Raw genomic sequence first — 25168 nt, 5'->3', positions numbered from 1 at the left:
AAAAGATGAAAAAGATATTAGTTAGCTTTTTACTAATCACTTCGGGCTTTATACAGGCCCAGAACAATACTTCCTACTGGCAGCAACATGTGGACTACAAGATGGAAGTAGACATGAACGTAGAAAATTTCAGGTATACCGGTACCCAGGAACTGGTATATACCAATAATTCGCCAGATACGCTTAACCGCGTTTTCTATCACCTTTTCTTCAATGCCTTTCAGCCAGATAGCGAAATGAACGCGAGGCTGGAAAGCATGGCAGATCCAGATGGAAGGATGACCATGAACAAGGGAACCAAGGAGAATCCTGAGATCGTAAGTAGAATTTCAGGACTTTCTGAAGACCAGATAGGTTACCTAAGAGTGAATTCACTAAGCCAGAATGGTAAGGAACTGCAGTATGAAGAAGTAGGTACGGTGCTGGAAGTAGAACTTGCGCAACCAATTTTACCGGGGGAGAAAACCACTTTCAAAATGTATTTTGAGGGACAGGTACCGGAACAGATCAGGAGATCTGGAAGAAATAGCGCCGAAGGAGTTGCTCTTTCCATGAGCCAGTGGTATCCTAAATTAGCCGAATACGACTTCGAAGGATGGCACGCAGACCCATATATCGCCCGTGAATTTCACGGTGTATGGGGAGATTTTGATGTAAAGATAAGCATCGATAAAGATTATACTATCGGAAGTACTGGATACCTGCAGAACCCGCAGGAAATTGGCCATGGTTACCAAAAAGAAGGTACCAAGGTTAAGACCAAGGGAGACAAGTTAACCTGGCATTTTAAGGCGCCTAAGGTTCACGATTTTACCTGGGCAGCAGATCCAGAATACATCCATGACACTCTTTTAGCCGAGGATGGGACAGTATTGCATTTCTTATACAAGGACAATGACGAGATAAAGGAAAACTGGAAAAAGCTTCAGCCAAAAACCGCTGAATTACTGTACTTCTTCAATGAGCACATCGGCCCTTATCCATGGGACCAGTACTCTGTAGTACAGGGTGGAGACGGTGGAATGGAATATGCCATGCTAACCCTTATCACCGGGGAACGTTCTTTCTCAAGCCTGGTAGGAGTGACCGCTCACGAGATGGCTCACGCCTGGTTCCAGCATTTAATGGCTACCAACGAAAGCAAGCACGAATGGATGGACGAAGGTTTTACCACCTACATTTCTACTGAAGCTGAAAATGTAGTTCTTGGAACCAATGCTGAAAATCCACATACCGGATCTTACAGAGGTTACAATTACCTGGCAAATTCCGGAAAGGAACAGCCACAAACCACCCACGCCGATAGATATGCGAGCAACGGGCTTTACGGGATCGCTGCTTATTCTAAAGGAGCTGTTTTCCTTGCCCAGTTAGGATACGTCATTGGTGAAGAAAACCTTGCCAGAACTCTGAATCGCTATTACGATGAATGGAAATTCAAGCATCCAACCCCGAATGATTTTATAAGAGTTGCTGAAAAGGTTTCTGGAGCAGAACTAGACTGGTACCTGATGGACTGGACACAGACGACCAATACCATCGATTATGCAATAGATGAAGTGACCGGAAGTGATAATACCACCAAGGTTGAATTGATGAGAAAATCTTTAATGCCAATGCCTTTGGATATAGATGTAACCTATACTGACGGATCTAAAGAGACCTTCTACATCCCGTTACAAATGATGAGATGGGAGAAGCCGGCTGAAGAAGGAGTGAAGTGGAACGTAGAGAAAGACTGGGCCTGGGGATTCCCTGAGTACAGTTTCGAGATCCCTGCCGAAAAAAGCAAGATCTCCAAGATCGTTATAGACGAATCTCAATTGATGGCCGATAAGGACAGGTCTAATAACGTTTGGGAAAACAAGCAACAGGACTCTACAAATTCAGGGAACTAATTTTCCAGATTAGAAATTATTCAAAACCCTTTCTTCGCGGAAAGGGTTTTTTTATACCAGCCCAGATCCCGGTAAAGTTCGGTTTTTGAAGCACGGTCCCTGCTGGTAACTTTCATATAATAAGGGCCCATTTCCCGGCTGCGGTATCCCAGTAAATGAAAAATAGGCTGGGCCAGGAACCTGGCCACCTTCAAATTGACCATAAGCGAGGTAGGGTCTTCTTCAGCACGCTTTATTCCCGGCAATAACAAAAGGAAATTATCGGCATTAATATTTCTCAACCAGGCTGAAAGTCTCAGAAAGACCGGCCTGATCTTTCTGATAAGATAATAGCCATCCTCTCCTTTTTTCTGGTACAATGGCATGAAGATAGTTGCCGTTTTTGAAAGGTAAATATTCCTGTCTCCGCTACGTGCGATCAAAGTTCCCTTTTCCAGCCGCTCAAAACTGGAAAAACCGGGTTGCATTTTAAATTTTTCTTTTTTGAGGATATTATATCTAAAGATGATCTCGTAAAAACTCTTATTTCCTTCTGCTGCCTTTTTAAGAAGTTCAAATTCTTTCGAAAGATCCTTAAAACTGAAAACCTTGCTATGGTGCAACGCAATTTTGATAAAATAAACGGCGTTTAAGACCGCTTCTTGTGAGCTATGCTGTCCAGATTCAAATCCCAGTGAAACATAGCCTAGTTTATTGATATAGCTTAATAACGGCCCCTGGAGGTATTCCTCGATACCAAGGATCACTGGAACAGGAAATAATTGGGAAAAGCGTCTGTTTATTAGGCTATCGTTAATAGTGATAAAAGGCAGGCTGTTACTGGAGGTCGTATGCAGGTCTATAAAGTATAGAGGAGAGGAATGCTCATTAAGAATGTTCTTAAGGATAGCAAGCAATGCTGCCTGTTCGTGGTCTTCACTATAGATATTATTTTTATAGGATTCTTTTTCCAGCCGGGGAGAGGCCCACATCCGGTTAAGGTCATAATCTATATAACGTTTATCCTTTTTCAAGGCTTTCAAATTTCCCGCGATGGCGTAAATGCTTCCCTTAACAGCTTCAGGATCTATTTCTTTCCAGACTTTTTCCAGGGCCAGCAATCCGGCTTTTTCATTCCCGTGTATCCCCGCAAAAAAAACCATCACCGGCCCGGAGAGATCATTCTTTATGACATTTAATAATCTTCTAGTCCCGGTATCCTTGGAAGAGGTATTTAGATCTTTGGTATTGCTCATAACTAAATATCATTGCGGGTAAGTATACCGATAAGCCTTTCCCTGTTTATCACGGGGAGGCAACCAATCTTATTTTCCTCCATCAGCCGTATGGCATCCTCCAGGGGTTCATCCTGGCCCGTGGTAATAAGTTCCTTTTTCATTACGTCCTTTACGCAGAGGTTGCCATAATTGGCTTTTTGGGCAAATTCCTCGACATCCTTCCAGCTTAATAGACCTACAATACTTTTACGGGAATTGATCACCGGCATATGATGAATATTGTTCCAATTCATCATATTAATTACCAGTTCCAGGCTATCATGGGGGTCTACCGAATAAATATTCGTATTCATATTATGCTTAACGATACGCCTTATATCAAAATGGGTATGAAGCTCCGGTTCCAGGATCTTCCATTCGTAGACCGGCAAGTCTTTCCACTGATTCTCGTAGATATATGCGGTCAAAACCTGCTGTGCCTTGAGGGGCTTTTTCTTTTTGAGAAGATTTCTAAAGCTTTTTACCTGCCATTCGGCACCATTCCAGGAGTTGATCCTTTTGGTTATGATGTCCAGATATTTTTCAGTATCCCTTTTTGAGATTTGGCATTTTTCAAGTCCTTGACTGGCTATGGGTAATAATTCTTCAAGCAACAGTTCCCTTGCAGGCACCTTTTTATCTTTCCAGCTGAAGATCGCATCCAGGCCGGTCCTCCCAGCCTTGTAGAAGTTTCCCCGTACATTTTTAAAGTTCTCTTTCTTGTGAATATTCCTGAACTCTTCAGGCTGCCCCATCATCAGGCCTACCCAGAAAACCATATTAGCGACCTCGTCACAAAGACTGGGGCCGGAAGGTATATACCGGCATTCTATCCTGAGGTGGGCCTTATTATTGGCCACACCATAGCACACCCGGTTCCACCGATATACCGTCCCATTGTGCAGGCTTAGTGCCTTGAGCACCGGGATCTCTCCATTTTCGAGCCTGGCCATGCTGTCGTATTGAAAATCTGATGTGAGCAGGCTGCGGTACCTGGAAATATTATTTTTGAAAATGTCTGAAATTCCCCTGGTTTCCCAGTGAGAGCCAAAGCTTACCCTAGCCTGTTTTTCGTTCAGCACAAAAGAATTGGCGCGGGTATCGGTACTCTGGTTGAACAGGGCAATACGAGTTTCATCCCAAAGTTCCTTTCCAAAAAGCATTGGCGAATTCACACATAAGCTAAGAACAGGACCGGCAATGGCCTGTGCCCAGTTATATTTTTCTATGAATTCCTCAGGATCTACCTGTAAATGCATCTGAAAACTGGTATTACAGGCCTCCAGCATTACAGAATCATGAATAAGATTCACCTCGTCCACTCCCTTGATATGTATCCAGAAATCCTGTCTTCGGGATCTTTTAATACTTTCGTTCAGGGCGAAATATCGCTTTTTGGGCGTCATATATTCTTCCGAAATATGTTTCAACCTGAGAGTTGGCAGGATTCCGGCCAGAATTATCCTGGAATTATGAGCCCGGGCAGTTTTGCGGGCTTTGCTGAGATAATGTTTAAGCCGCTCATGTAATATAGAAAAACAATCATTTTTTAGTTCTAAAGGATCAAGGTTGAGCTCGAGGTTATATTTGCCGATTTCAGTAGTGAAATGTTCATCTTTAAGATCATTTAAGATAGGCAGAGAAGTATCTACGGGCAGGAAACTTTTATCTACCAGGCAGAATTCCTGTTCGGCTCCTATCCTTATGGGAGACCTTTCTATCATATCGTTTTCTACCAGGTGATCCAGGGCTTCCAGGTCTTTTACCAGCTGGTGTATATAGCTTGCCCTGTCTTTTTTTCGGTTTAAGACCGATACTTCGAGATTTCCCATGATCAAAGATTGAAGCCTCAAGTAACTCATATTCAGTATTAAAAACTATGACCGGGATCATATTTGGTATATTTTCAATCCCTCGGGAAATCGCTACTTTTACATCATAATGCGCAATATGAACCAGACCTTCGGAAAAGACGAAAAGCTTAAAAGCAAAAAACTTATAGATAAACTATTTGCAGAGGGCAAAGGGGTGAAATCCTTTCCCTTAAAGTTAATTTACACGCCTTACGAAAGTGAAGACGAGGGTTTGCTTAAAACGGGGGTTTCGGTTCCAAAAAAACTGGTGAAGACCGCAGTGAAACGAAACAGAATTAAAAGGCTCATGCGGGAAGTTTTCAGAAAAAATAAGTATCTTGTTACCAATCATTTATCCTCTCCCCATGCCTTCATGTTCATTTATATTTCCCGCGAGGAGATCTCTTACGACAAGCTGGAAGCGAGCATGATCAAAGTTCTGGAGAAATTCAACGATAAAAATTAAGCTTATGAAAAAACGTATCAGCAGAATAGTAATTCTTCCGGTGGCCCTCATCGGGATTTTCATAGGAACCGTAAGTTTTAAATCAGATTTTTTCGAGATCGCCAAACAGATAGAGATCTTCACCACGCTGTTCAAGGAGATCAATATGAACTATGTAGACGAGACCAATCCCGCGGCTTTGATGGATACGGCCATAAAATCCATGCTTACAGACCTGGATCCCTATACCAATTACTGGAACGAGCAGGATGTGGAAGCAGCAAGGATAAATTCTGCCGGGGAATATACCGGCATAGGTGCCCAGGTAAAGGCTGGACCTGAGGCCATCACCATAATCGAAGCCTATAAGGATTATCCTGCCGATAAAGCGGGTTTAAAGGCCGGAGACGAGATCATTAAGATCGGGAATATCAATGTGGCCGATTTTAAAGAAGATGCGGGAGAACTGCTTAATGGCGCTCCAAACAGTGATATTAATATTACCTACCGCCGCCAGGGTGAAATTAAGAGTACCAGCCTTAAAAGGAGCGCGGTAGAGTTAAATGCGGTGCCTTTTTACAAACTCCTTGAAGATAATTCGGGTTATATCGTGCTTTCCAGGTTCAACGCCAAGGCTTCTACCGAGGTTGGTCGCGCAGTGAAAGACCTGAAAAACCAGGGAGCCAGCAAGATCATCCTGGACCTGAGGGGAAATCCGGGTGGGCTATTGAACGAAGCCATTAACGTAAGCAATATTTTTATCCCTGAAGGTGAGCTTATCGTGACCACCAAATCTGTAATAGAAAAATACAACCGGGAATATTTTACCAGGAAAGAACCCATAGATACCAAGATCCCTTTAGTGGTCCTGGTAGACGGTAGGAGTGCTTCTGCCAGCGAAATCGTGGCGGGTGCGATCCAGGACCTGGACAGGGGAGTGATCGTGGGGGCACGCAGTTTTGGTAAAGGCCTGGTGCAACGACCAAGGGAACTTGCCTATGGCACCCAGTTAAAGATCACCATTTCGCGTTATTTTACCCCTAGCGGAAGATGTATACAGGCACTGGATTACCGCAGAAGAAGCGAGGATGGGAAAGCCATCAGGACCAGGGTAGAAGATTATAATGAATTCAAGACCCGGAATGGAAGAAAAGTCTATGATGGTGGCGGAATCCTGCCCGATGTGAAGATGGAAACTTCAGAATTCAGTGATATCACCCAGTCGCTGCTGTACCAGGATGCCATTTTTGATTATGCTACCAAATATTATTATTCGCACGATATTTCCAAGGCTGAGGATTTCAGTTTTACCGATTCAGATTTTAATGACTTCAAGAATTACCTGGCCAATTCAGATTTTGAATATCAAACCGCAACAGAGAAGGAATTAGCCGAAATGATGGAGAAAGCCGAAGACGAAGAATTGAAGGTTAAAATATCTTCAGAAGTAGACCGGATAGAATCACAAATATCGGAATTCAAGAAGCAGGAACTGGACAGGAAAAAACCTGAAATTACCAGTTTGCTTACAGATGAGATCATAAAAAGATATTTCTACAAGGAAGGATTATATGAGTATTACACCACTCATAATCCTGAAATTTCTAAGGCCCAGGAGATCCTAAACGATGCCTCGGCATACTCCAGGATCTTAAAATAAAAGATTGGTTTTGGATGCTTTTCTATCATTTTTTGAAAATATGCCCACCTGGCAAAGGCTGATATGGCTTACGCTCATCCTTGGTGGATTCTGGATCCTGGAAGGCTATTATGCCTTGGTCAGGTTCAAATACAACAAATGGATACATGCCCGTACCAATTTTATTTTACTAGCCTTTGTGCTGCTGGTAAACCTGCTTTTTGGTTTTCTCACTGCAGGGATATTCATTTGGTTAGACGAATCAGGATTTGGTTTGCTGCATCTTTTCAGCTTGCCGATATGGTTGGAACTTTTACTATCCATTCTCGTACTGGACCTTATCGCGCAATATTTTGTGCATTACCTGCTGCATAAGGTAAAATGGATGTGGAGGCTCCATCTAATTCATCATACAGATACGCATGTAGATGCTACCACTGGAACCAGGCATCATCCGCTGGATTTTATTTTAAGGGAGTCGTTCGCGCTCATCGCTGTGCTTATCATGGGGATGCCGGTTGCCTATTATCTTTTTTACCGGCTGCTGAGCATTTTCTTCACCTATTTTACCCATGCCAATATCAGTATTCCCAACAGCCTGGATAAGGCCCTCAGCTATGTGATAGTTACCCCGAATATGCATAAGTTCCACCACCATTACCAGTTGCCCTGGACCGATAGTAATTACGGGAATATGTTCAGTATCTGGGATCACATGTTCGGTACTTATGTATATGAAAATACCGCGAACATAAGATACGGAATAGATATAGTAAAGGACGATAAGGCCGATAATATTGGCTACCAGCTTGGCATCCCTTTCAACCGAAAAATAAAAACGAAGAATTAATTTTTGATCATCGCAATATGCGGAATACCATCTTCCAGGTATCCCTCCCCGGTTGTTTTATAACCGTGAGATTCGTAAAACTTGATAAGATATTGCTGTGCGGAAAGTTTGATATTTGAAGTCTGGTATTCTTCTTCTATGGCTTTGGCAGAGGCTTTCATGATGTCATGCCCGTAACCGAACTTACGTTCAGAATGTTTGACGACCACGCGGCCAATCGCTGCTTCTTCAAAATAATAACCGGGTTTAAAACAACGTGTATAGGCGACAATTTTATCATTCTTATATCCAATCACGTGCAGGGCTTCCTGGTCTTTCCCATCAATATCCTGGTATACGCAGTCCTGTTCTACCACGAATACTTCAGATCTTAATTGTAAAATATCATAAAGTTCAGTGAGCTTTAACTCACTGAACTTTTTTACTTCTATTTTAAGACTCATCGCTTAAGAACAATATTTCTTTGCCGGGATCTTATCTACCCTTCTCTGGTGACGACCACCTTCAAATGGGGTATTCACAAAGGTCTCGGTCATTTTTGTGGCAAGTTCTTCAGAAACAAAACGCGCCGGGATACTTAATACGTTCGCATCATTATGTTCCCTGGCCAGTTTGGCGATCTCATCGTTCCAGCAAAGAGCAGATCTAACTCCCTGGTGTTTGTTCGCGGTCATGTTGGCTCCATTTCCGCTTCCACATATAATGATACCCAGGTCGGCTTTTTTGTTCTCCACATCCTCGGCTACCGGATGTACGAAATCTGGATAATCTACGCTGTCATCTGAATTTGTACCATAATTAGTTACGGTATGTCCCATGGACTCCAGCTTTTCCTTGATCATTTCCTTATAAACAGTACCGGCGTGATCGTTACCAATAGATATTTTCATAGTTGTATTGTTTGCCGCAAAGTTAAAAAAAGAGGCTGTTAACCGGCTTATTTTTGGATGTTAATTACTTTAATGAATCTCTTTGTTTCCAGGCCTTTAAATTTGACAAACAATTGTGGATAACATATGATGATTATCTCATAAAGAAATTTGGTTTTTAAGATAATTATAACAATACCACCCAAAATCTGGATAAATCAAATTATAACTGCAGAATTTTTTATCAAGTTATGAGCACTTAAAAACACGTTATTGACAATTGTTAACTTCTAACTTTTCAAGAGTTGATATTAAAACAATTTTATGAACTTTTGTTAAGTAAATCTAAAAACGTATAGATTCCCAGTTACTTAGCAATTAACACCTATGTTGATAACCTGTTATCAAACGCTCACAAGTCAAATACCAAATCTTCCTCAAAAAAATTGTTCTACAAATTAACACCCCATCATAATACATCATTTTAATTTTTTTAAAAAAGAAGAAAAGATAAATATGATATAGATGTTTATAACTAAACGATGCGTAAGTGGGAAGATTTGTCGTTTAGAGAATCTATTATTTCTTTTGCTTTTGAAATGTAGGAAGGATGTACCATTAATCGAATTCCGCCGAAGGCTACAGAAGAAAGAGGGATAAGACCAATGAGAGTCTCGTTCTGGAAGTAATGGCGTATGCCGGCGTCTTCGAACTTAAGCCTAAGGACGAAATATTCGTAAGGGTAGGTGAATGTAGCCAGGCATATATAATCTTTCATAATAAAAGAATTGACCTAACTAAAGATAAGCTTTTATTCCGTAAAGCTAGAGGCGAGTGTTCGTGAATTGGAAGTCTTAACCGCCGGGATAATTTCTGTCTTTTTATCCAGGGATTTATTTACACTAGCTACAACGAAGATTATTCCGAAAATAAATATCAGAAAGAATAGCGCCGAATATTTTACTGAATTGTTGACTTTCATACTACAACGAATTTAGAGGCTAGTATTCGGGGGGATGTTAAGGTAAAATTAAGAAAAAATTAAGATTCGGCGTATTGTTTTTTCTAAAAAAAAATAAAATTGCCTATTTTACCAATAATGATACGGACTTATCTGTGAGCTACTTAACAAAACTTTAAACTCAAATCCCTGTAGTATTGTTATAATCGCGTAATTTTATCGTATACTAAGAGATAATGAAGAAAAAGAAGACGAATAAACCAAAAATACAAGGCAATCTATCCAGAAGTATCATTGATATACTTCGAAAAAATTCCGGAAAGACATACAACTACAAACAAATAGCTTCCATCCTGGGGGTGAACGATGCCAGTAGCCGCAATCAGATCATAAAAAAACTGGCCCAGCTTGCCGCGAAGAAACAGATTGAAGAAGTGGAGCGCGGGAAATTCAAAATAGAAGACTCTAAGAATTATTATACCGGCGTCCTGGACCTAACCACAAAAGGTTATGGTTATGTGATGGTAGAAGAACTTGCCGATGACATTTTTATCGCCAACAAAGACCTTAATGCCGCCTTTGATGGAGATACGGTCGAAATTTACGTATACAACCGCCGAAGAAGAAAACGTTCTGAAGGAGAGATCACCAAGATCGTAAAACGAAAGAGGACGGAGTTCGTTGGTACTTTACAGCTTAAAAAGGAATTTGGTTTCGTGGTCATAGATGACAAATCCATGTACACAGATTTCTTTATTTCGCCAAATAAGCTAAATAAAGCTGAAAATGGTGATAAAGTAGTGGTAGAGTTTGAAGAGTGGCCAGAAAAGGCAGATTCTCCTTTTGGGAAGATCACCCGTGTACTGGGAACTCCCGGTGAACACCATACCGAAATACACTCTATCCTTGCCCAGTACGGGCTTCCGCATGATTTCCCTGAGGAGGTCGAGGAATTTGCCAACAAGATAGATACTTCGATTAACCAGGAGGAAATAAGTAAAAGAAGGGACATGAGAGATGTGCTTACTTTTACCATAGATCCGAAGGATGCGAAAGATTTTGATGATGCTTTAAGTTTTCAGAAACTTGAAAATGGAAATTACGAGATCGGGATCCATATTGCCGATGTTTCTCATTATGTGCAACCGGGAACCATTCTGGACCAGGAAGCTTTTGACAGGGCAACCTCGGTTTACCTGGTAGACAGGGTAGTACCCATGCTGCCTGAGATACTTTCTAACAATGCCTGTTCCCTTAGGCCAAAAGAAGAAAAGTTCACTTTCTCGGCGATTTTCGAAATAGACGATAACGCGAATGTAAAAGGCCAGTGGTTCGGGAGAACGGTTACCTATTCAGACGAGCGTTTTGCTTACGAGGAAGCCCAGCATATCATCGAGACCGGGACCGGAACCATTCCCGATGATGTTTCCATCAGGAAACATGCCTACACCGTTAGGGGAGCCCTGGTGGAGGCGGTAGTGACGTTAAACAGGCTTGCAAAGAAAATGAGGGCTCGCAGGATGAGAAATGGTGCGATTTCTTTTGATAAGGTAGAGGTGAAATTCAATCTTAACGAAGAGAATAATCCGGTGGGGGTTTTCTTTAAGACCGCTAAGGAGGCCAATAAACTTATCGAGGAGTTCATGTTACTTGCCAACAGGAAAGTGGCTGAATTCATTGGCAAACAAAAACCTAAAAAGACCTTCGTTTATCGTTGCCATGATGAACCGGATGATGAAAAACTGGCCTCCCTGCAGAACATCGTAGGTAGGTTTGGTCATAAACTTAACCTTAAGGATCGCAAGACCACAACATCTTCGCTAAACAAATTGCTTGAAGACGTTCAGGGCAGAAAGGAGCAGAATATGGTAGATACCCTGGCTATTCGCTCGATGAGCAAGGCCTATTACGGGGTTGAGAATATAGGCCACTATGGTCTGGCATTCGATTTCTATACGCATTTTACCTCTCCCATACGTAGATACCCAGATGTGATGGTACACAGGCTGCTTCAGCATTACCTTGACGGGGCCAAATCTGCCGGTGAGGAAGAATACGAAAACAAATGTCACCACAGCAGTGAGATGGAAAACCTGGCCTCTAATGCCGAAAGGGATTCCATTAAATACATGCAGGTGAAATTCATGCAGGATCACGAAAATGAGGAATTCCTTGGCGTGATCTCCGGTGTTACAGAATGGGGGATCTTTGTGGAGATCGTAGAGAACAAATGCGAAGGAATGATACGATTAAGGGATATGAACGACGATCATTATGAGTTCATGCCCGAGGAGTTTTCGGTAGTAGGAAAACGAACGGGACAGTCTTATACCCTTGGTGACGAAGTTTATGTAAAAGTAAAGAATGCCGATCTTGTGAGAAGGCATCTGGATTTCACTTTATTGGGCAATAGGGAAGAGGTAGAGGCCAGTTAAATAGCTATTTAACAGGAGTCTATTATTCAAAATGCTCAAAAAGTTTACATTTGCATAACAACTTAACTGTATGTTACAGGACGTTTTAGCTGCCCTACCACTAGGTATTTTCCTGGCTTTTTTATTCGGACCGGTATTTTTTGTATTACTGGAAACCGCTGCTATAAAAGGTTTTAGGGCTGCTTTTTCTTTAGACCTGGGGGTGATCGTGGCCGATATGGTCTTTATTGCCATCGCCTATTTTAGTACCACCAAACTTCTGGAAAGGTTAAAGGACGATCCTGCACTATTCATCTTTGGTGGAATGATTCTTACCACCTACGGGTTAATGAGTTTTCTGCAGACCAAAAAGACCCTGCAAACAGACGATGATACTCCAGAGATACGAAAACTTGGCAAAAGCGATTATTTCAATCTTTTTATAAAAGGTTTCCTGCTCAATTTTATCAATATTGGGGTATTGGGCTTCTGGCTGGGAGTTATTATCGTATTCGGCCCTAAAATGGATATGCAGCCCGACAGGATCTCTGTCTTCTTAAGCAGTGTATTACTTACCTACCTTATCGTAGATGTATTCAAGATACTTCTGGCCAAAAAACTTAACCGAAAACTCACCCCGAAAAGAATATACGTGATGAAGAAGGCAATAAGCGTTCTGCTCATAGTTTTTGGTGGGGTTTTGATCTTCCAGGGCCTTTTCCCGAACCAGGTGAACGAGATCAAAGACCAGATAGAGGAGATCACTCCAAGCGATTCTTTAATAGGTAAACTTGAAGATTTTACCGGTACCTCCGGAAAGAAATAAAACTTTCTGCTTTTCTAGAGTATCTTTTTTAATTCCTGGTCAATTCAAATAGAGCTAATTTTTGGTGGCATCAAGTATCCCGAAGCTTCTGGAGAACCGAACCGCTGTCATATTTGAATTTAAAGCAAAAAAAAAAGCTCCCAGTTTTCTGGAAGCTTCTTTGAGGCATCGAGCGGATTCGAACCGCTGTACAAGGTTTTGCAGACCTCTGCCTAGCCACTCGGCCACGATGCCCTTTGCGGGTTGGCAAATGTAATAAAAATTTTAAGTTTCAAAACTAAAATCTAGCGGGATTTAGTCCTGCATACCGTAACCATCGCTACATTTCCCCCTATTGGCGGATTTATTTTTGAAACCTCGACCTTCGCCTTCTGTACCATAATCAGTTCTTCCAGAATACGTTTCAGGATCCTTTCGGCCACATTTTCAAGCAATTTGGAACGTATGGCCATTTCTTCCTTTACGATCTTGTTCAAATGTACATAATCTATGGTATCTGCGAGCTTATCTGTTTTCGCTGAATGTGAAAGATCCCCATAAACCTTGAGGTCCACGCGATAGTCACTCCCTATTTTTCCTTCTTCATCAAGACACCCGTGGTAGGCAAATACCTTGATGTTCTTAAGTTTTATAACTCCCACTATTTATTTTTTTTGCTAAAATATCCTTTAAAATCCTTTTTTCGGGGTTTCTCCTACTACAACTTTAAGGCTGTCCAGATATTTGTTCTTGTTACCTATGATAAAACAAGTATATAAATAGCGGGGTTTAGGATTGATTTTTTCCGTTGCTACCGCCACTTTACCTCCCTTTAGTTTCCAGGTAACTTCCTGCTCTTTCAGGGCTACGGCAAAATTCTTGCTGATCTTGGGGTAGGTGAGTTTAGAGAGGGATTTAGCCTCTTCAGCATTAGCTTTTGTTTCACCACTAATCTCGGTGATTCCAGCAGCCAGGTGTACCCATCTAATTTTAGCTTCCTCCTTACCTACTTCAAACTCATCATTGATAACCCGCATCTGGGGCAGGTTTCCATTAGCGTAAATTGCTTCCTCACCTTCCACGATCTCGTGGAGTTTCATATTAGCGGTCTTCTCGTTGGTCTTCTGGTTTTCCTTCGGAATTCCATTAATAATTAGCGTGTATCGACCATCAGTGCCAATCCCGATCTTTTTTTTCAAAAGCAGCTTTCCGGAGTTTTTTATCTCTACGGAATAGGTTCCGGGTTCAAAATTTTCATAGTCGGTAAGCTTGCCGTATTCAAGGCTTTTATTCGAAATACTCTCTGCTTTTTTACTGAAGCTTACTTCTACCGGGCTTTCTGAAAAAAGGAATTGTCCTATCCTAAGCTTCGAGGTTTTTTCTGAACTGGACTTACATCCTGAAAATATTGTAAACAGGCCGAGTATAAGAACTATTCTAATCTTCATCTTCATTAGAGTTTTCGTTGTTTTGTTCTCTTTTTCTCAATAAGTATGGCCTACCAAGAATGATAAGCAATACCAGACCAAGTATACCGGCAAGTGCGATGGGCTTGGAGATGACCAGCCTGAAAATTAGCGCCAGCCCCACCAGGATTCCTATAATAATTCCAGTCATGGGGATCCATTTTCTTTTATCAGATTCCCGGTAAGCGATCCAGTTCACGATACCGAAGGTGAACAGGAAGGCTAAACTTGCTGCCTCAACCAGGGAACTCAGTGAACCTATGATTGCCAAAACCCCGGCCAGGATACCAATTAAGATAATGGACCTGTCTGGTACATCTTTCTTGTTGGTATGGTCGAACCAGGAAGGAAGTTCATTTTGTGAAGCTATTCTTTTTGCCAGGTTTGCCGTAGAGAAAAGGGTCGAATTAATGGCTGCTGCCGTGGCAAAACCCGCAGCAACGGTCATCACAATAAGGCCGGTTTTTCCAAAAGCTGTTTCAGCAGCTATAGACAGCGCGATCTCCTTGAAGCTTATCATAGAAGTTGCTCCTCCCAGCATGGTTGCCCCAAGGGCAACCGTAGCATAAAGCAATACCACGAAGATCACCGCGCTCATTAGGGTTGGCATAAAGCTCTTTTCGGGCTTGTCTATCTTGTCGTATTCATAGGTGAGCAGTTGAAATCCTTCGTAAGCCATAAAAATGGCAGCTCCACCGAACAGGCTTGACCAGACAGGGCGCGGACTTATCCCGGCAGTAAGCTGTGCAGGGTCCCAATTTACAATTCCGTAAATCCCCAGGCCTAAAAGTACTAAGAGGTTTACCGAAACTATGATGATCTCTACGTTGGTAAGTTTACCAACCCCGGCCAGGTTTAGTAAGATTAGAGCTATGACAATTCCCGCTGCCAGCAATCGCATAAGCATAGGATTGCCGTGAAAAGCGAAAGAAAGATAATGTCCAAAGGCATAGGCGTAAACCGAAATGGTAAGAATATAGCCTATGATAAGCAGCCAGCTAAGATTACCGGCCATTTTCCTGTCGTTCACTTTTTCCAGGAACACAAAGGCTCCACCTTCTTCGTGGAACTTATTCGTAAGGTAGACATAACTGTAGGCTGAGGGTATCGCGATCAATCCTGTAATGATAAAGGCCAGCCACGTCCATTGGGCCGAAACTGCGATCACTACTCCAAGTACGGTATAAATACCGCCTCCTACCATTCCTCCGGCCGCAAGGGCCCATACAGATAAAGGGTTTAATTTTGAAGAACTATCAGACATGGCCAACAGTTTTTCCCAGGCGGTTATAGAGAAAAATTTTGCTGTAATTTTCCATAAATCACTGGTTTAGGTTGATTCTAAATTAGTAATTCGAATATTGCTTGAAAATTTTGACCGTCGGTTTAGGTAAAATTTAACGGGATTATTTGAAAACCTTATAATTATTAAGCTTTCTGATGCTTTAGTATGCAGAGGAATTAAAATTTGATAAATTTGCGCTTTATTAAAATCAGTTATGGCCGAAGGAAAAAAGTCGCTCAATTTCATTGAGCAAATCATAGAAGAAGATCTGCAGAAAGACTATAAAAAGGAAAACCTGAAGTTCCGGTTCCCACCTGAGCCTAATGGATACCTGCATATAGGTCATGCTTCTTCCATTTGTCTGAATTTTGGGCTTGGAGAGCGATACAATGCCCCGGTAAACCTTAGGTTCGATGATACCAATCCTATCAAGGAGGAGCAGGAGTATGTAGATGCCATCAAGAGTGACGTGGAATGGTTAGGTTTTAAATGGGCTAAGGAGTGTTATGCTTCAGATTATTTTCAGCAGCTTTATGACTGGGCGGTAGAAATGATCAAAAATGGAGATGCTTATGTAGATAGTCAGACTTCAGAAGAGATAGCTGAACAAAAAGGAACACCAACCCAACCGGGCAAAGAAAGCCCGTACCGTAAAAGATCGGTAGAGGAGAACCTCGAGTTGTTCGAAAAAATGAAGAACGGCGAAACCCCGGAAAGAGGACATGTGCTAAGGGCTAAAATAGATATGAGCTCTCCCAATATGCTTATGAGGGATCCTGTGATGTACAGGTGCCTGCATAAGAACCACCATCGTACCGGAGACAACTGGAAGATCTATCCAATGTACGACTGGGCGCATGGACAAAGTGATTTTATAGAACAGGTATCACATTCTTTCTGTACCCTGGAATTCCTTCCGCATAGAGAATTATATAACTGGTTCATAGAAAAAGTGAGCAAGCCGGGTGAATTCGAACCAAAACAAAGGGAATTCGCCAGGAGAAACCTAAGCCATACTATCGTTAGTAAAAGAAAATTACTGCAACTGGTAGAAAAAGGGATCGTTGATTCATGGGATGACCCAAGGATGCCAACCATTTCTGGGCTTAGAAGAAGAGGTTATACTCCAGAGGCCATTAGAAAATTCGCCGATTCCATAGGCGTTGGAAAGCGTGAGAACCTGATTGACGTAGCCCACCTTGAATTCTGTGCCCGGGAAGACCTGAATAAGGTTGCTCCAAGGGTAATGGGAGTATTGGATCCAGTAAAACTGGTAATCACCAATTATCCAGAAGGAGAAGAAGAGTGGCTGGAAGCTGAAAATAATCCTGAAGATGAATCGGCAGGAAGCCGCGAAGTGCCATTTTCAAGAGAATTATATATAGAAAGAGAAGATTTTAAGGAAAGCGCGAACAGGAAATTCTTCAGGCTTACCCTAAACAAGGAAGTAAGGCTCAAGAACGCTTATATCATCAAGGGAGAAGATGTGGTGAAAGATGAGGATGGAAACATCACCGAGATCCATTGTACTTACGATCCAAAAAGTAAGAGCGGCAGCGGTACCGAAGAATCTCTCAGAAAGGTAAAAGGAACTCTGCACTGGGTTTCGGTTAAACATGCCATAGAAGCCGAAGTTCGACTCTACGACAGGTTATTTACCGAAGAGACTCCAGATGGGGTAAAAGACAGAGACTATCTTGATTTTGTAAACCCGGAATCTCTTAAGACCGTAACCGGATATCTCGAGCCTAGCCTGAAAGAGGCTAAGGAAGGGGAGAAAGTACAGTTCCAGCGAATAGGATATTTCTGCGTAGACAAGGATTCTACCTCGGCAAAACCTGTTTTTAACAGGACCGTTAGCTTACGTGATTCCTGGGCTAAGATCAAGAATTAGAAATAATTGCCTATATTTAAGAATATTTTAGCATGGAAGTTTTAACATATTAACCGCACCTTAACAAGCTAAGGTAGTGGCTTCCGTTATCTTTGGTTAGAATAATAACTTAAAATTCAAAAACTTATGGCAAGTACAGGAAATACACTTTTAGCATTAATTACAGGAGCTGCGATAGGCGCAGGAATTGGGTTGCTTTATGCTCCAGATAGTGGAGACAAGACCCGCAAAAAACTAAAGAAGGATGCTAAAGAGGCACAGGGTAGACTGAACAAACGTTACCACGAAACGTCTTCAAATCTTTCCGAAAAGGCCAGGAAAGCCAAGACCGATTTTGAGGCGAGATTAGAGGAGACTCTATCTACCGCCAGTCACAAGGCAGATGATATTCTGGCTTCGATGGAAACAAAACTCGAGGAATTAAGAAAACAAAACGCTAAATTGCAGAAAGATAAACCAGGCAAGTCTGGAAGTACCCCAGATAAAGCTGTAGTATAATCTTTTATGGCATTTGAAAAACTATCCAACAGTATTCATGATGTAAATGAGAATATTCAGGCATTTCTTCACAGTAATTCTGAATATTATAAACTAAAAGCCTTTAAACAGGGAATGAAGGGAGCCACCTCCCTGGTGCGTTTCCTTATCATGGCTTTTCTATTGAGTACAGCGGGGGTAATGATTTCTTTTGCCTTAGCCATTGTAATAAGCGAGGCTATTGGTGTTCCCAGTTCAGGATACTTTATTGTAGGCGGATTCTATTTGATAGTCTTCGTGCTCATCCTGGTATTCGGAAAGGAACCTATAGAGAAGCTGGTGCTAAGGAAGTTCTCAAAAGCCGTATTTAACGATAAAGACAAATAATGAGAATTTATTCTTCTTTTGACGAGATAGACAAGGACCTTAAGATCCTGAAATTACAAACAGAGATCGATAAGGAAGAGATCAAGCTGAGTATAGACCAGACCAAGCAAAATCTTTCGCCAATGTCTTTGGTGGGAAGTGCTGTTGGCTCGGTGATACAGAAAGTTCTTGCCCTCAAGGCAGTTTCCAAGATCATGGGAATTAAAAATACCAGCCCGAACCCAAAATAGAGATAAATTTCTTTAAAAAATACAAAGCCCCAATTTGGGGCTTTTTTTTATACATCTCCGTTATCCGGTTTTCTTTTAGATCTTCCTTCCCTGGCCTGTTTTCGATTCTGTTCCTTCATGGCTTCGCCTATCTGGTTGGAAGCGGTGAAAGAAGCCACCATATTGTTCAGCATATCACTTCCCGCCTGGGGAGAGTTGGGGAGAAGGATAAGGTTACTGTTGGTTTCTTCGCCAATGGCCTGGAGGGTATCGTAATGTTGTGTTACGACGATAAGGGCAGAGGCTTCCTGGGAATTGATGCCCACATTGTTCAGTACATCGACGCTTTCCTCGAGACCACGTGCGATCTCTCTACGCTGATCTGCGATTCCCTGTCCCTGTAATCTTTTGCTTTCTGCTTCGGCCCTTGCTTTGGCCACGATCTTGATACGATCTGCTTCAGCGTCGTATTCTGCAGCCACCTTTTCCCTTTCCGCAGCATTTATACGGTTCATGGCAGCTTTTACCTGTACATCGGGGTCTATATCGGTTACCAGGGTCTTGATGATATCGTAACCATAAGACTGCATGGCTTCGTTCAGTTCACGGTTAACGGCAATAGCTATGTCGTCTTTACGCTCAAAAACATCGTCCAGCTTCATTTTAGGTACCTCTGCGCGCACTACGTCGAATACATAGGCCGTAATCTGGTCATGGGGGCTTTCGAGCTTGTAGAAGGCGTCGTATACGTTATCCTTACGTACCTGGAATTGCACCGAGATCTTAAGCTTTACAAAAACATTGTCCTTGGTCTTGGTCTCGACCAGCACATCGAGTTGCTGTACTTTGAGGTTGATCCTTCCTGCCACCTGGTCTATTACCGGGATCTTGAGCTGCAGCCCGGAATTTCTGATACTGGTAAATTTCCCAAAGCGTTCAATGATCGCTGAGGTTTGCTGTTTTACGATAAAAATTCCTGAGAAGATCACCAAAAGGGAGAGTACCACCAGGACGGGGATAAGGACTAGATTGAACATGAAATAATAATTAAATTAAGATTGCTTCAATTTAAGCATAAAAGCCTGAATCCTTATAAAATAAAAAACCGGCTTCAGAATTTATCCGAAATCGGTATGAATACTATACTGGCTGTTTTATTACAGCGTATCTACAGCAGTTTTAATTCGCTTTAGAGTTTCCTCTTTTCCTATGAATTCAGCGATCTTGTAAAGATCTGGACCCTGTAATGCTCCAACAAGAGCGATCCTTAATGGCATCATCACCTTACCAAAACCAACTTCTTTAGACTTGATCCAGCCTTTCACTGTTTCCTGTAAATTTTCTGCTTTGAAGTCATCTACATCCTCAAGGAAATCATGTAATTCGGTCATTAATTCACCGGTATCTTCTTTCCAGGCCTTTTTAGAATCCTTAGGATCAAATGAAGTAGGGGCGACGAAGAAGAAATATCCCTGGTTCCAGAGATCTTCCACGAATACCGCTCTTTCCTTGATAAGGGCCACTACCTCTTTTACGTAATTTCTTTCTGCAGAAACTTCTTTTTCTTCCAGGACCTTCTCGAATTTATCGGCCAGGATCTCGTTATCCTTTTCCTGCATATAATGTTGCTGGAACCACTTGGTCTTTTCAGGATCGAATTTAGCTCCTCCTTTATGAACCCTTTCCAGTTCAAAGTTTTTGGTTAGCTCTTCCAGGCTGAAGAATTCTTCTTCGGTCCCCGGATTCCATCCAAGAAATGCCAGCATGTTCACCACGGCTTCAGGAAAATATCCATCTTCCCTGTATCCTGCTGAAATATCCCCTGATTTTGGATCTTTCCATTCCAGAGGGAAAACCGGGAATCCCATCTTGTCCCCATCTCTTTTGCTCAATTTTCCTTTCCCCTGTGGTTTCATGATAAGCGGAAGGTGGGCGAATTCTGGTGCATCCCAGCCAAAAGCCCTGTAAAGCATATAATGCAGGGCCAGGGAAGGCAACCATTCTTCACCACGAATTACATGGCTTATTTCCATAAGGTGATCGTCCACGATATTGGCCAGGTGATAGGTAGGCATCCCGTCGCTCTTGAACAAAACCTTATCGTCAAGGATATTGGTATCAATTTCCATTTCTCCGCGAATCACATCTTTTAGATGCAGTGTTTCGTCCTGTGGAGATTTAAAACGGATCACGTAAGGCTCCTCGTCATCGATATTTTTTTGAACTTCTTCCTGAGAAAGGGAAAGTGAATTTTTCAGTTTTTCGCGATTATGCCAGTTATAGATAAAGGTTTTACCGTTTTCTTCATGTTCCTTTCTATGCGCATCCAGTTCATCTGCTGTATCAAATGCATAATAAGCATTTCCAGAAGCGATGAGCTTTTCAGCATATTCACGGTATTTATCCTTGCGTTCACTTTGTCTATAGGGACCATATCCCTTTTCCTTTCCCGGGCCTTCATCATAAGGAATTCCGCACCAGTTAAGGGATTCAATAATATAATCTTCAGCTCCTTCCACATACCGGTTTTGATCTGTATCCTCGATTCTCAATACAAAATCTCCGCCGTGTTTCTTGGCAAATAAATAATTATATAAGGCAGTTCTAACACCACCAATATGTAATGGGCCGGTGGGGCTGGGAGCAAATCTTACTCTTACTTTAGAAGACATATTTTTCTGGTTTTTGCTGGCAAAGATACAACCTTATTAATCCAATCCTAAATGCTGAAAAGGACTTCCCTTATAAGAACTAATTTTATTGTATTTTTAAGGAAACATTGCATTGAAAATGGAGAATTTCGGGCTGGTGCAGGAAAAACTGGAGGTATTCATCAAAAAGTATTATCTGAACGAGATACTTAAGGGGAGCCTTTTGTTTCTTGGTATCGGCCTGCTCTATTTTCTACTGGTCATTGGGCTGGAATATTTTCTCTGGCTTTCAGTTACGGGGAGAACCATTCTTTTCTGGTTATTTATCCTGGTAGAATTCGTCCTGTTATTTGAGTTCATTGGCATTCCTCTTTTTAAATTGCTGAAACTTTCCCGGGGAATAGATGAATTTGAAGCTTCGCAGATCATCGGGCGACATTTTCCTGAGGTGAACGACAAGCTTACCAACCTGCTTCAGCTAAAAAGGAATTCAAAAAGTTCAGATCTTCTTTTGGCGAGCATAGACCAGAAGTCCCGGCGGTTAAAACCTGTTCCATTTTCTAATGCCATAGATCTTAGTGATAATAAAAAATATCTGCGATATGTGATCCTTCCTTTATTGATCATAGGTGGATTGATTATCGCCGGAAAGGCCGATGCAATCACCCAGAGTTTTACCCGGATTTCGGATTATAATACCACCTACCTTAAGCCGGCTCCTTTTAATTTTATTATTCAGAATGCCGAACTGAAGAGTAGGGAAGGGGAGAATTTCAGGATACAGGTAAAGACCGTTGGAGAATATAATCCTGAAACCGTACAGGTCATTTTTGGGGATAGCGAGAACTATATGAAGCAGACCGCACCCGGGATTTTTGAATACAGCATAAGCGATATTTCTGAAGATATGGATTTCAGGTTTCGGTCTAACGAAGTGACCTCTCCAAGCTACCGGCTGGAAGTGATAAGGGTACCCAAGATACTGGATTTCGAAATGCAGCTGGATTATCCGGGCTATACCGGACTTAATGATGAAAAAATATCGGGCACAGGAAATGTGACCGTACCTGAAGGAACTCGCATCAAATGGAATTTTGATACCCGAAACACTTCTAACATCAACTTCAAATTAGCAGATACCCTTATGGAATTACCGGTAATAAATGAAAAGGTTGATCATGAGGAAAGACTCGTTTCCAACCTTAATTACTCGGTTAGCGCTTCCAACGAACAGGTAAAGGATTTTGAAAACCTTGATTATGGTATCAAAGTGATCAAAGACCAGTATCCTGAGATAAAAGTGATCGCTCAAAAGGATAGTATCAATAAAGATGTACAATATTTTAAAGGAGATGTTTCAGATGATTATGGACTAAGCAGGTTGCAACTGGTCTATTATAATGAAGAGAATAAGGAAGCTCCCCGGCGTATAGATATCCCCATTTCCAAGGAAAGCTTTGACGAATTCCATTTCAGTTTTCCCGGGAATATCTCATTAGAGTCAGGGAAATCTTACAATTATTATTTTCAGATCTATGATAATGACGCCGTGAATGGAGCGAAATCTGCCCGTTCAGAAACTTTCAGTTATCGAAAAAAGAGCCTCGAGGAAATTGAAAACGAAAAGCTGGAAGAGCAGAATGATGCCATCAAAAACATAGGGGATAAGCTGGAGGAATTTGAAAGATCTGAAGAAGAACTCAGGGAGATCTCGAATATCGAAAAAGAGAAACAGGAGTTGAATTATAACGAACGTAAAAAGCTGGAGGAGTTTCTTAAGAGGCAAAAACGTCAGAATGAAATGATGAAGACCTATTCTGAAAAGTTGGAGAAAAGCCTCGAAAAAAATAAGGATGAAGAGATCTCTCCCATGGAAAAGGAGCTGAACAAACGTATCGAGAACAACGAAAAGAGACTTGAGGAAAACGAGGAACTTTTAAAGGAACTTGAAGAATATTCAGAAAAGATTCAGAAAGAAGATCTGGGTAAAAAGCTTGAAAAATTATCCAAACAGAACAAGAATAACCAGCGTAACCTTGAACAGCTTTTAGAGCTTACCAAGAGATATTACGTGGAAGAAAAGAAGCGGAAATTATCTCGTGATCTGGAAAAACTTGCCGAAAAGCAGGAGCAACTTTCCGAAAAGGAGGAAGAAAATAATGCTCAAAGCCAGGAAGAGCTGAACAAAGAATTTGAAGATTTCAGGAAACAAATGGATGAGCTTGAAAAGGAGAATGAAAAGCTTAAACAACCCCAAGATCTGGATAGGGAAAAGGTAGACGAGGAAAGTATACAAAAGGATCAGCAGGAAGCCAAGGATCAGCTGCAACAGGAAAATAAAACTGGAGCTAAACAAAAGCAAAAAGACGCCGCAAAAAAAATGCAGAAAATGAGTCAGCAGATGCAGCAATCGGCCTCCATGCAAAACCAGGAACAGATGGAGGAGGATAGCGAAATGCTTAGACAGATCCTGGATAATCTTATCATTTTTTCATTTGAGCAGGAAGACCTTTTAAAGGATTTTAAAAGGATTGACCAGTCTAATCCGAGGTACGCGAGCCGACTTAAGGAACAAAGTAATTTAAGGGAAAATTTCGGGCATATAGATGACAGCCTGTATGCCCTGGCCATGAGAAATCCCATGGTAAACGAAATCATTACCGATAAACTTACCAATATAGAATTCGATATTGAAAAGGCTATAGAAAGGCTTTCAGAAAACGAAATTCCGCAGGGAACTTCCAGTCAGCAGTACGTCGTAACCGGTGCAAACGACCTCGCTAATTTGTTGGATAAAGCACTTTCTTCCATGCAACAAATGATGGCCAATCCCCAGCCGGGTAGTGGAGAGGGAGATCAGGAATTTCAGCTTCAGGATATCATCAAGGAACAACAACAATTAATGGAAAAAATGAAGGAGAGTTCTGAGGGTGAACAAAAAAAGGAAGAGGGACAGGAACAGCAGGGTGAAGGAGAAGGCCAAAGCGGAGATCTGTATGAGATCTATAAAGAGCAGCAGATGTTGCGTATGCAAATGGAACAAATGATCGAAGAAAATGGTTTTAAAACCGGTAATAAGGCTGTAGAAGAAATGAGGAGAATAGAAGAGCAATTGCTGGACAAGGGATTCGATCCTGAAACCGTAAAACGAATGCAGCAATTACAATATGAGCTACTTAAATTTGAAAAGGCACTCAAACTTCAGGGAACAGATGATAAACGCAAATCTGAAACCAACAGGATAGACTATCAAAACAGTCTTCAGAATCAGATTGATAGCGCTAAAGAATATTTTAATTCTACTGAAATTTTAAACAGACAAATCTTACCTTTGCGCCAAATTTACAGAGAGAAAGTAAAGGACTATTTTGGAAAAGGGAGAGATTAACTTTTTTAGTGAAAATGATTTTGTTTTGGAACAGGAATCATCCTTTCGCAAATGGATCGAAGCGGTGATCGCTTCAGAGGAAAAATTTGTGGGAGACATCAACTATATTTTTTGCGATGATGAATACCTGCATAAGATCAATGTGGAATACCTTTCTCATGATACCTATACCGATATTATAAGTTTCGATAATACCATAGGCAATACTTTACACGGCGATATTTTTATTAGTACCGAAAGGGTAGCAGAGAACGCTGCCGGTTTTGAAGTGGATTTCCAGGAGGAACTAAAACGTGTGATGATTCACGGGATTTTACATTTCTGCGGATTCATGGATAAAACTGAAAGGGAGAAGGTAATTATGCGACGCAAGGAAGAAGAAAAAATTGAATTGTTCCACGTGGAACAATAATAAAAAAAT

At 41.6% G+C, this 25168-nt stretch carries 22 protein-coding genes and 1 tRNA gene; 12 read left to right on the top strand and 11 right to left on the bottom strand.

The genetic code is table 11. The features are described 5' to 3' along the window. Positions 1–5: 5 nt before the first annotated feature. A complete protein-coding gene (locus FLP08_RS12465) occupies positions 6–1898 on the top strand; it encodes a M1 family metallopeptidase (protein ID WP_156277066.1) in 1893 nt (630 codons plus the stop codon). 20 nt (positions 1899–1918) lie between these two features. Here the strand turns inward: FLP08_RS12465 and FLP08_RS12460 are convergent, their stop codons facing one another. Continuing rightward, on the bottom strand, positions 1919–3133 hold the full coding sequence (locus FLP08_RS12460) for a succinylglutamate desuccinylase/aspartoacylase family protein (protein ID WP_156277065.1): 1215 nt from the start codon (positions 3131–3133) through the stop codon (positions 1919–1921). Positions 3134–3135: 2 nt separating this feature from the next. Further along, positions 3136–4986 carry a CBS domain-containing protein gene (locus FLP08_RS12455; RefSeq protein WP_156277064.1) on the bottom strand — a complete coding sequence of 617 codons (1851 nt, stop codon included), beginning with the start codon at positions 4984–4986 and terminating at the stop codon, positions 3136–3138. A 118-nt stretch (positions 4987–5104) separates the two neighbouring features. Between FLP08_RS12455 and rnpA the strand changes: the two genes are divergently transcribed. The 3 genes from rnpA to FLP08_RS12440 are packed head-to-tail and all read left to right on the top strand — an operon-like array spanning position 5105 to position 7941. Beyond that, entirely contained in the window at positions 5105–5473 is a 369-nt protein-coding gene (gene rnpA / locus FLP08_RS12450; protein ID WP_156277063.1) for a ribonuclease P protein component, read from the top strand. Between the two features lie 4 nt (positions 5474–5477). Then, complete coding sequence (locus tag FLP08_RS12445; RefSeq protein WP_156277062.1) at positions 5478–7112, top strand: S41 family peptidase; 1635 nt, start codon at positions 5478–5480, stop codon at positions 7110–7112. Between the two features lie 40 nt (positions 7113–7152). After that, the gene (locus FLP08_RS12440) at positions 7153–7941 is read left to right on the top strand and encodes a sterol desaturase family protein (RefSeq protein WP_238388491.1); all 789 of its coding nucleotides are present in this window, start codon (positions 7153–7155) and stop codon (positions 7939–7941) included. On the opposite strand, the gene FLP08_RS12435 is transcribed toward FLP08_RS12440, so the two are convergent. The 3 genes from FLP08_RS12435 to FLP08_RS12425 all read right to left on the bottom strand — a co-directional run bounded on the left by FLP08_RS12435 (position 7938) and on the right by FLP08_RS12425 (position 9588). Next, entirely contained in the window at positions 7938–8384 is a 447-nt protein-coding gene (locus FLP08_RS12435; RefSeq protein WP_156277060.1) for a GNAT family N-acetyltransferase, read from the bottom strand. The two genes, FLP08_RS12440 and FLP08_RS12435, sit on opposite strands and share 4 nt — an antisense overlap. Positions 8385–8387: 3 nt before the next feature. Further along, positions 8388–8831, bottom strand: a complete 444-nt coding sequence (gene rpiB / locus FLP08_RS12430) for a ribose 5-phosphate isomerase B (protein WP_156277059.1) — start codon at positions 8829–8831, stop codon at positions 8388–8390. Positions 8832–9345: 514 nt separating this feature from the next. Then, complete coding sequence (locus tag FLP08_RS12425) at positions 9346–9588, bottom strand: DUF2007 domain-containing protein (protein WP_156277058.1); 243 nt, start codon at positions 9586–9588, stop codon at positions 9346–9348. Positions 9589–10007: 419 nt separating this feature from the next. On the opposite strand from FLP08_RS12425, the gene rnr reads away from it, so the two are divergent. Together rnr and FLP08_RS12415 are read left to right on the top strand one after the other, a co-directional pair. After that, positions 10008–12206 carry a ribonuclease R gene (gene rnr, locus FLP08_RS12420; RefSeq protein WP_156277057.1) on the top strand — a complete coding sequence of 733 codons (2199 nt, stop codon included), beginning with the start codon at positions 10008–10010 and terminating at the stop codon, positions 12204–12206. Between the two features lie 70 nt (positions 12207–12276). Beyond that, positions 12277–13011 carry a LysE family translocator gene (locus tag FLP08_RS12415; protein WP_156277056.1) on the top strand — a complete coding sequence of 245 codons (735 nt, stop codon included), beginning with the start codon at positions 12277–12279 and terminating at the stop codon, positions 13009–13011. A gap of 163 nt (positions 13012–13174) precedes the next feature. Here the strand turns inward: FLP08_RS12415 and FLP08_RS12410 are convergent. From FLP08_RS12410 to FLP08_RS12395, 4 genes are all read right to left on the bottom strand, one after another. Then, positions 13175–13245, bottom strand: a tRNA-Cys gene (locus FLP08_RS12410). A gap of 50 nt (positions 13246–13295) precedes the next feature. After that, entirely contained in the window at positions 13296–13652 is a 357-nt protein-coding gene (gene folB, locus FLP08_RS12405) for a dihydroneopterin aldolase (RefSeq protein ID WP_162431058.1), read from the bottom strand. Positions 13653–13679: 27 nt separating this feature from the next. Then, a complete protein-coding gene (locus FLP08_RS12400) occupies positions 13680–14438 on the bottom strand; it encodes a DUF4397 domain-containing protein (RefSeq protein ID WP_156277055.1) in 759 nt (252 codons plus the stop codon). Further along, positions 14428–15720 (bottom strand): APC family permease, encoded by a 1293-nt coding sequence (locus tag FLP08_RS12395; RefSeq protein WP_156277054.1) that lies wholly within the window; start codon positions 15718–15720, stop codon positions 14428–14430. Before FLP08_RS12395 ends, FLP08_RS12400 begins: the two co-directional genes overlap by 11 nt. A gap of 235 nt (positions 15721–15955) precedes the next feature. Here FLP08_RS12395 and FLP08_RS12390 point away from each other — a divergent pair, with 235 nt between their 5' ends. From FLP08_RS12390 to FLP08_RS12375, 4 genes are all read left to right on the top strand, one after another. Continuing rightward, positions 15956–17635 (top strand): glutamine--tRNA ligase/YqeY domain fusion protein, encoded by a 1680-nt coding sequence (locus FLP08_RS12390; RefSeq protein ID WP_156277053.1) that lies wholly within the window; start codon positions 15956–15958, stop codon positions 17633–17635. 126 nt (positions 17636–17761) lie between these two features. Next, complete coding sequence (locus tag FLP08_RS12385; RefSeq protein WP_156277052.1) at positions 17762–18133, top strand: YtxH domain-containing protein; 372 nt, start codon at positions 17762–17764, stop codon at positions 18131–18133. 6 nt (positions 18134–18139) lie between these two features. Beyond that, positions 18140–18499: a hypothetical protein gene (locus FLP08_RS12380; protein ID WP_156277051.1), complete on the top strand. Its 360-nt coding sequence runs from the start codon at positions 18140–18142 to the stop codon at positions 18497–18499. After that, positions 18499–18729 (top strand): DUF6327 family protein, encoded by a 231-nt coding sequence (locus tag FLP08_RS12375; RefSeq protein WP_156277050.1) that lies wholly within the window; start codon positions 18499–18501, stop codon positions 18727–18729. The genes FLP08_RS12380 and FLP08_RS12375 overlap by 1 nt, the downstream gene beginning before the upstream one ends. A gap of 47 nt (positions 18730–18776) precedes the next feature. On the opposite strand, the gene FLP08_RS12370 is transcribed toward FLP08_RS12375, so the two are convergent. Together FLP08_RS12370 and gltX are read right to left on the bottom strand one after the other, a co-directional pair. After that, positions 18777–19745: an SPFH domain-containing protein gene (locus FLP08_RS12370; protein WP_156277049.1), complete on the bottom strand. Its 969-nt coding sequence runs from the start codon at positions 19743–19745 to the stop codon at positions 18777–18779. Between the two features lie 120 nt (positions 19746–19865). After that, a complete protein-coding gene (gene gltX / locus FLP08_RS12365; RefSeq protein WP_156277048.1) occupies positions 19866–21380 on the bottom strand; it encodes a glutamate--tRNA ligase in 1515 nt (504 codons plus the stop codon). A 118-nt stretch (positions 21381–21498) separates the two neighbouring features. Between gltX and FLP08_RS12360 the strand changes: the two genes are divergently transcribed. Together FLP08_RS12360 and ybeY are read left to right on the top strand one after the other, a co-directional pair. Next, entirely contained in the window at positions 21499–24747 is a 3249-nt protein-coding gene (locus FLP08_RS12360) for a coiled-coil domain-containing protein (protein WP_156277047.1), read from the top strand. Next, entirely contained in the window at positions 24728–25159 is a 432-nt protein-coding gene (ybeY, locus tag FLP08_RS12355; RefSeq protein ID WP_156277046.1) for an rRNA maturation RNase YbeY, read from the top strand. The genes FLP08_RS12360 and ybeY overlap by 20 nt, the downstream gene beginning before the upstream one ends. Positions 25160–25168 lie beyond the last annotated feature (9 nt).

It is taken from the genome of Christiangramia aestuarii (genome assembly GCF_009735585.1).
In the GTDB taxonomy this organism is placed as follows: Bacteria; Bacteroidota; Bacteroidia; order Flavobacteriales; family Flavobacteriaceae; genus Christiangramia; species Christiangramia aestuarii.
The sequence above is the reverse complement of the archived record's forward strand: the minus strand, read 5'-3'. Positions and strand labels throughout refer to the sequence as shown.

What these genes read in the sequence shown, in the direction of transcription:
- FLP08_RS12370 (WP_156277049.1), bottom strand. Translation starts at nt 19,745, where the DNA reads ATGTTCAATCTAGTCCTTATCCCCGTCCTGGTGGTACTCTCCCTTTTG.
- rnr (WP_156277057.1), top strand. Translation starts at nt 10,008, where the DNA reads ATGAAGAAAAAGAAGACGAATAAACCAAAAATACAAGGCAATCTATCC.
- FLP08_RS12465 (WP_156277066.1), top strand. Translation starts at nt 6, where the DNA reads ATGAAAAAGATATTAGTTAGCTTTTTACTAATCACTTCGGGCTTTATA.
- FLP08_RS12375 (WP_156277050.1), top strand. Translation starts at nt 18,499, where the DNA reads ATGAGAATTTATTCTTCTTTTGACGAGATAGACAAGGACCTTAAGATC.
- FLP08_RS12415 (WP_156277056.1), top strand. Translation starts at nt 12,277, where the DNA reads ATGTTACAGGACGTTTTAGCTGCCCTACCACTAGGTATTTTCCTGGCT.
- FLP08_RS12400 (WP_156277055.1), bottom strand. Translation starts at nt 14,438, where the DNA reads ATGAAGATTAGAATAGTTCTTATACTCGGCCTGTTTACAATATTTTCA.
- rpiB (WP_156277059.1), bottom strand. Translation starts at nt 8,831, where the DNA reads ATGAAAATATCTATTGGTAACGATCACGCCGGTACTGTTTATAAGGAA.
- gltX (WP_156277048.1), bottom strand. Translation starts at nt 21,380, where the DNA reads ATGTCTTCTAAAGTAAGAGTAAGATTTGCTCCCAGCCCCACCGGCCCA.
- FLP08_RS12360 (WP_156277047.1), top strand. Translation starts at nt 21,499, where the DNA reads ATGGAGAATTTCGGGCTGGTGCAGGAAAAACTGGAGGTATTCATCAAA.
- FLP08_RS12460 (WP_156277065.1), bottom strand. Translation starts at nt 3,133, where the DNA reads ATGAGCAATACCAAAGATCTAAATACCTCTTCCAAGGATACCGGGACT.
- FLP08_RS12445 (WP_156277062.1), top strand. Translation starts at nt 5,478, where the DNA reads ATGAAAAAACGTATCAGCAGAATAGTAATTCTTCCGGTGGCCCTCATC.
- FLP08_RS12435 (WP_156277060.1), bottom strand. Translation starts at nt 8,384, where the DNA reads ATGAGTCTTAAAATAGAAGTAAAAAAGTTCAGTGAGTTAAAGCTCACT.
- rnpA (WP_156277063.1), top strand. Translation starts at nt 5,105, where the DNA reads ATGAACCAGACCTTCGGAAAAGACGAAAAGCTTAAAAGCAAAAAACTT.
- FLP08_RS12380 (WP_156277051.1), top strand. Translation starts at nt 18,140, where the DNA reads ATGGCATTTGAAAAACTATCCAACAGTATTCATGATGTAAATGAGAAT.
- FLP08_RS12440 (WP_238388491.1), top strand. Translation starts at nt 7,153, where the DNA reads ATGCCCACCTGGCAAAGGCTGATATGGCTTACGCTCATCCTTGGTGGA.
- FLP08_RS12455 (WP_156277064.1), bottom strand. Translation starts at nt 4,986, where the DNA reads ATGGGAAATCTCGAAGTATCGGTCTTAAACCGAAAAAAAGACAGGGCA.
- FLP08_RS12385 (WP_156277052.1), top strand. Translation starts at nt 17,762, where the DNA reads ATGGCAAGTACAGGAAATACACTTTTAGCATTAATTACAGGAGCTGCG.
- FLP08_RS12395 (WP_156277054.1), bottom strand. Translation starts at nt 15,720, where the DNA reads ATGTCTGATAGTTCTTCAAAATTAAACCCTTTATCTGTATGGGCCCTT.
- FLP08_RS12390 (WP_156277053.1), top strand. Translation starts at nt 15,956, where the DNA reads ATGGCCGAAGGAAAAAAGTCGCTCAATTTCATTGAGCAAATCATAGAA.
- FLP08_RS12425 (WP_156277058.1), bottom strand. Translation starts at nt 9,588, where the DNA reads ATGAAAGATTATATATGCCTGGCTACATTCACCTACCCTTACGAATAT.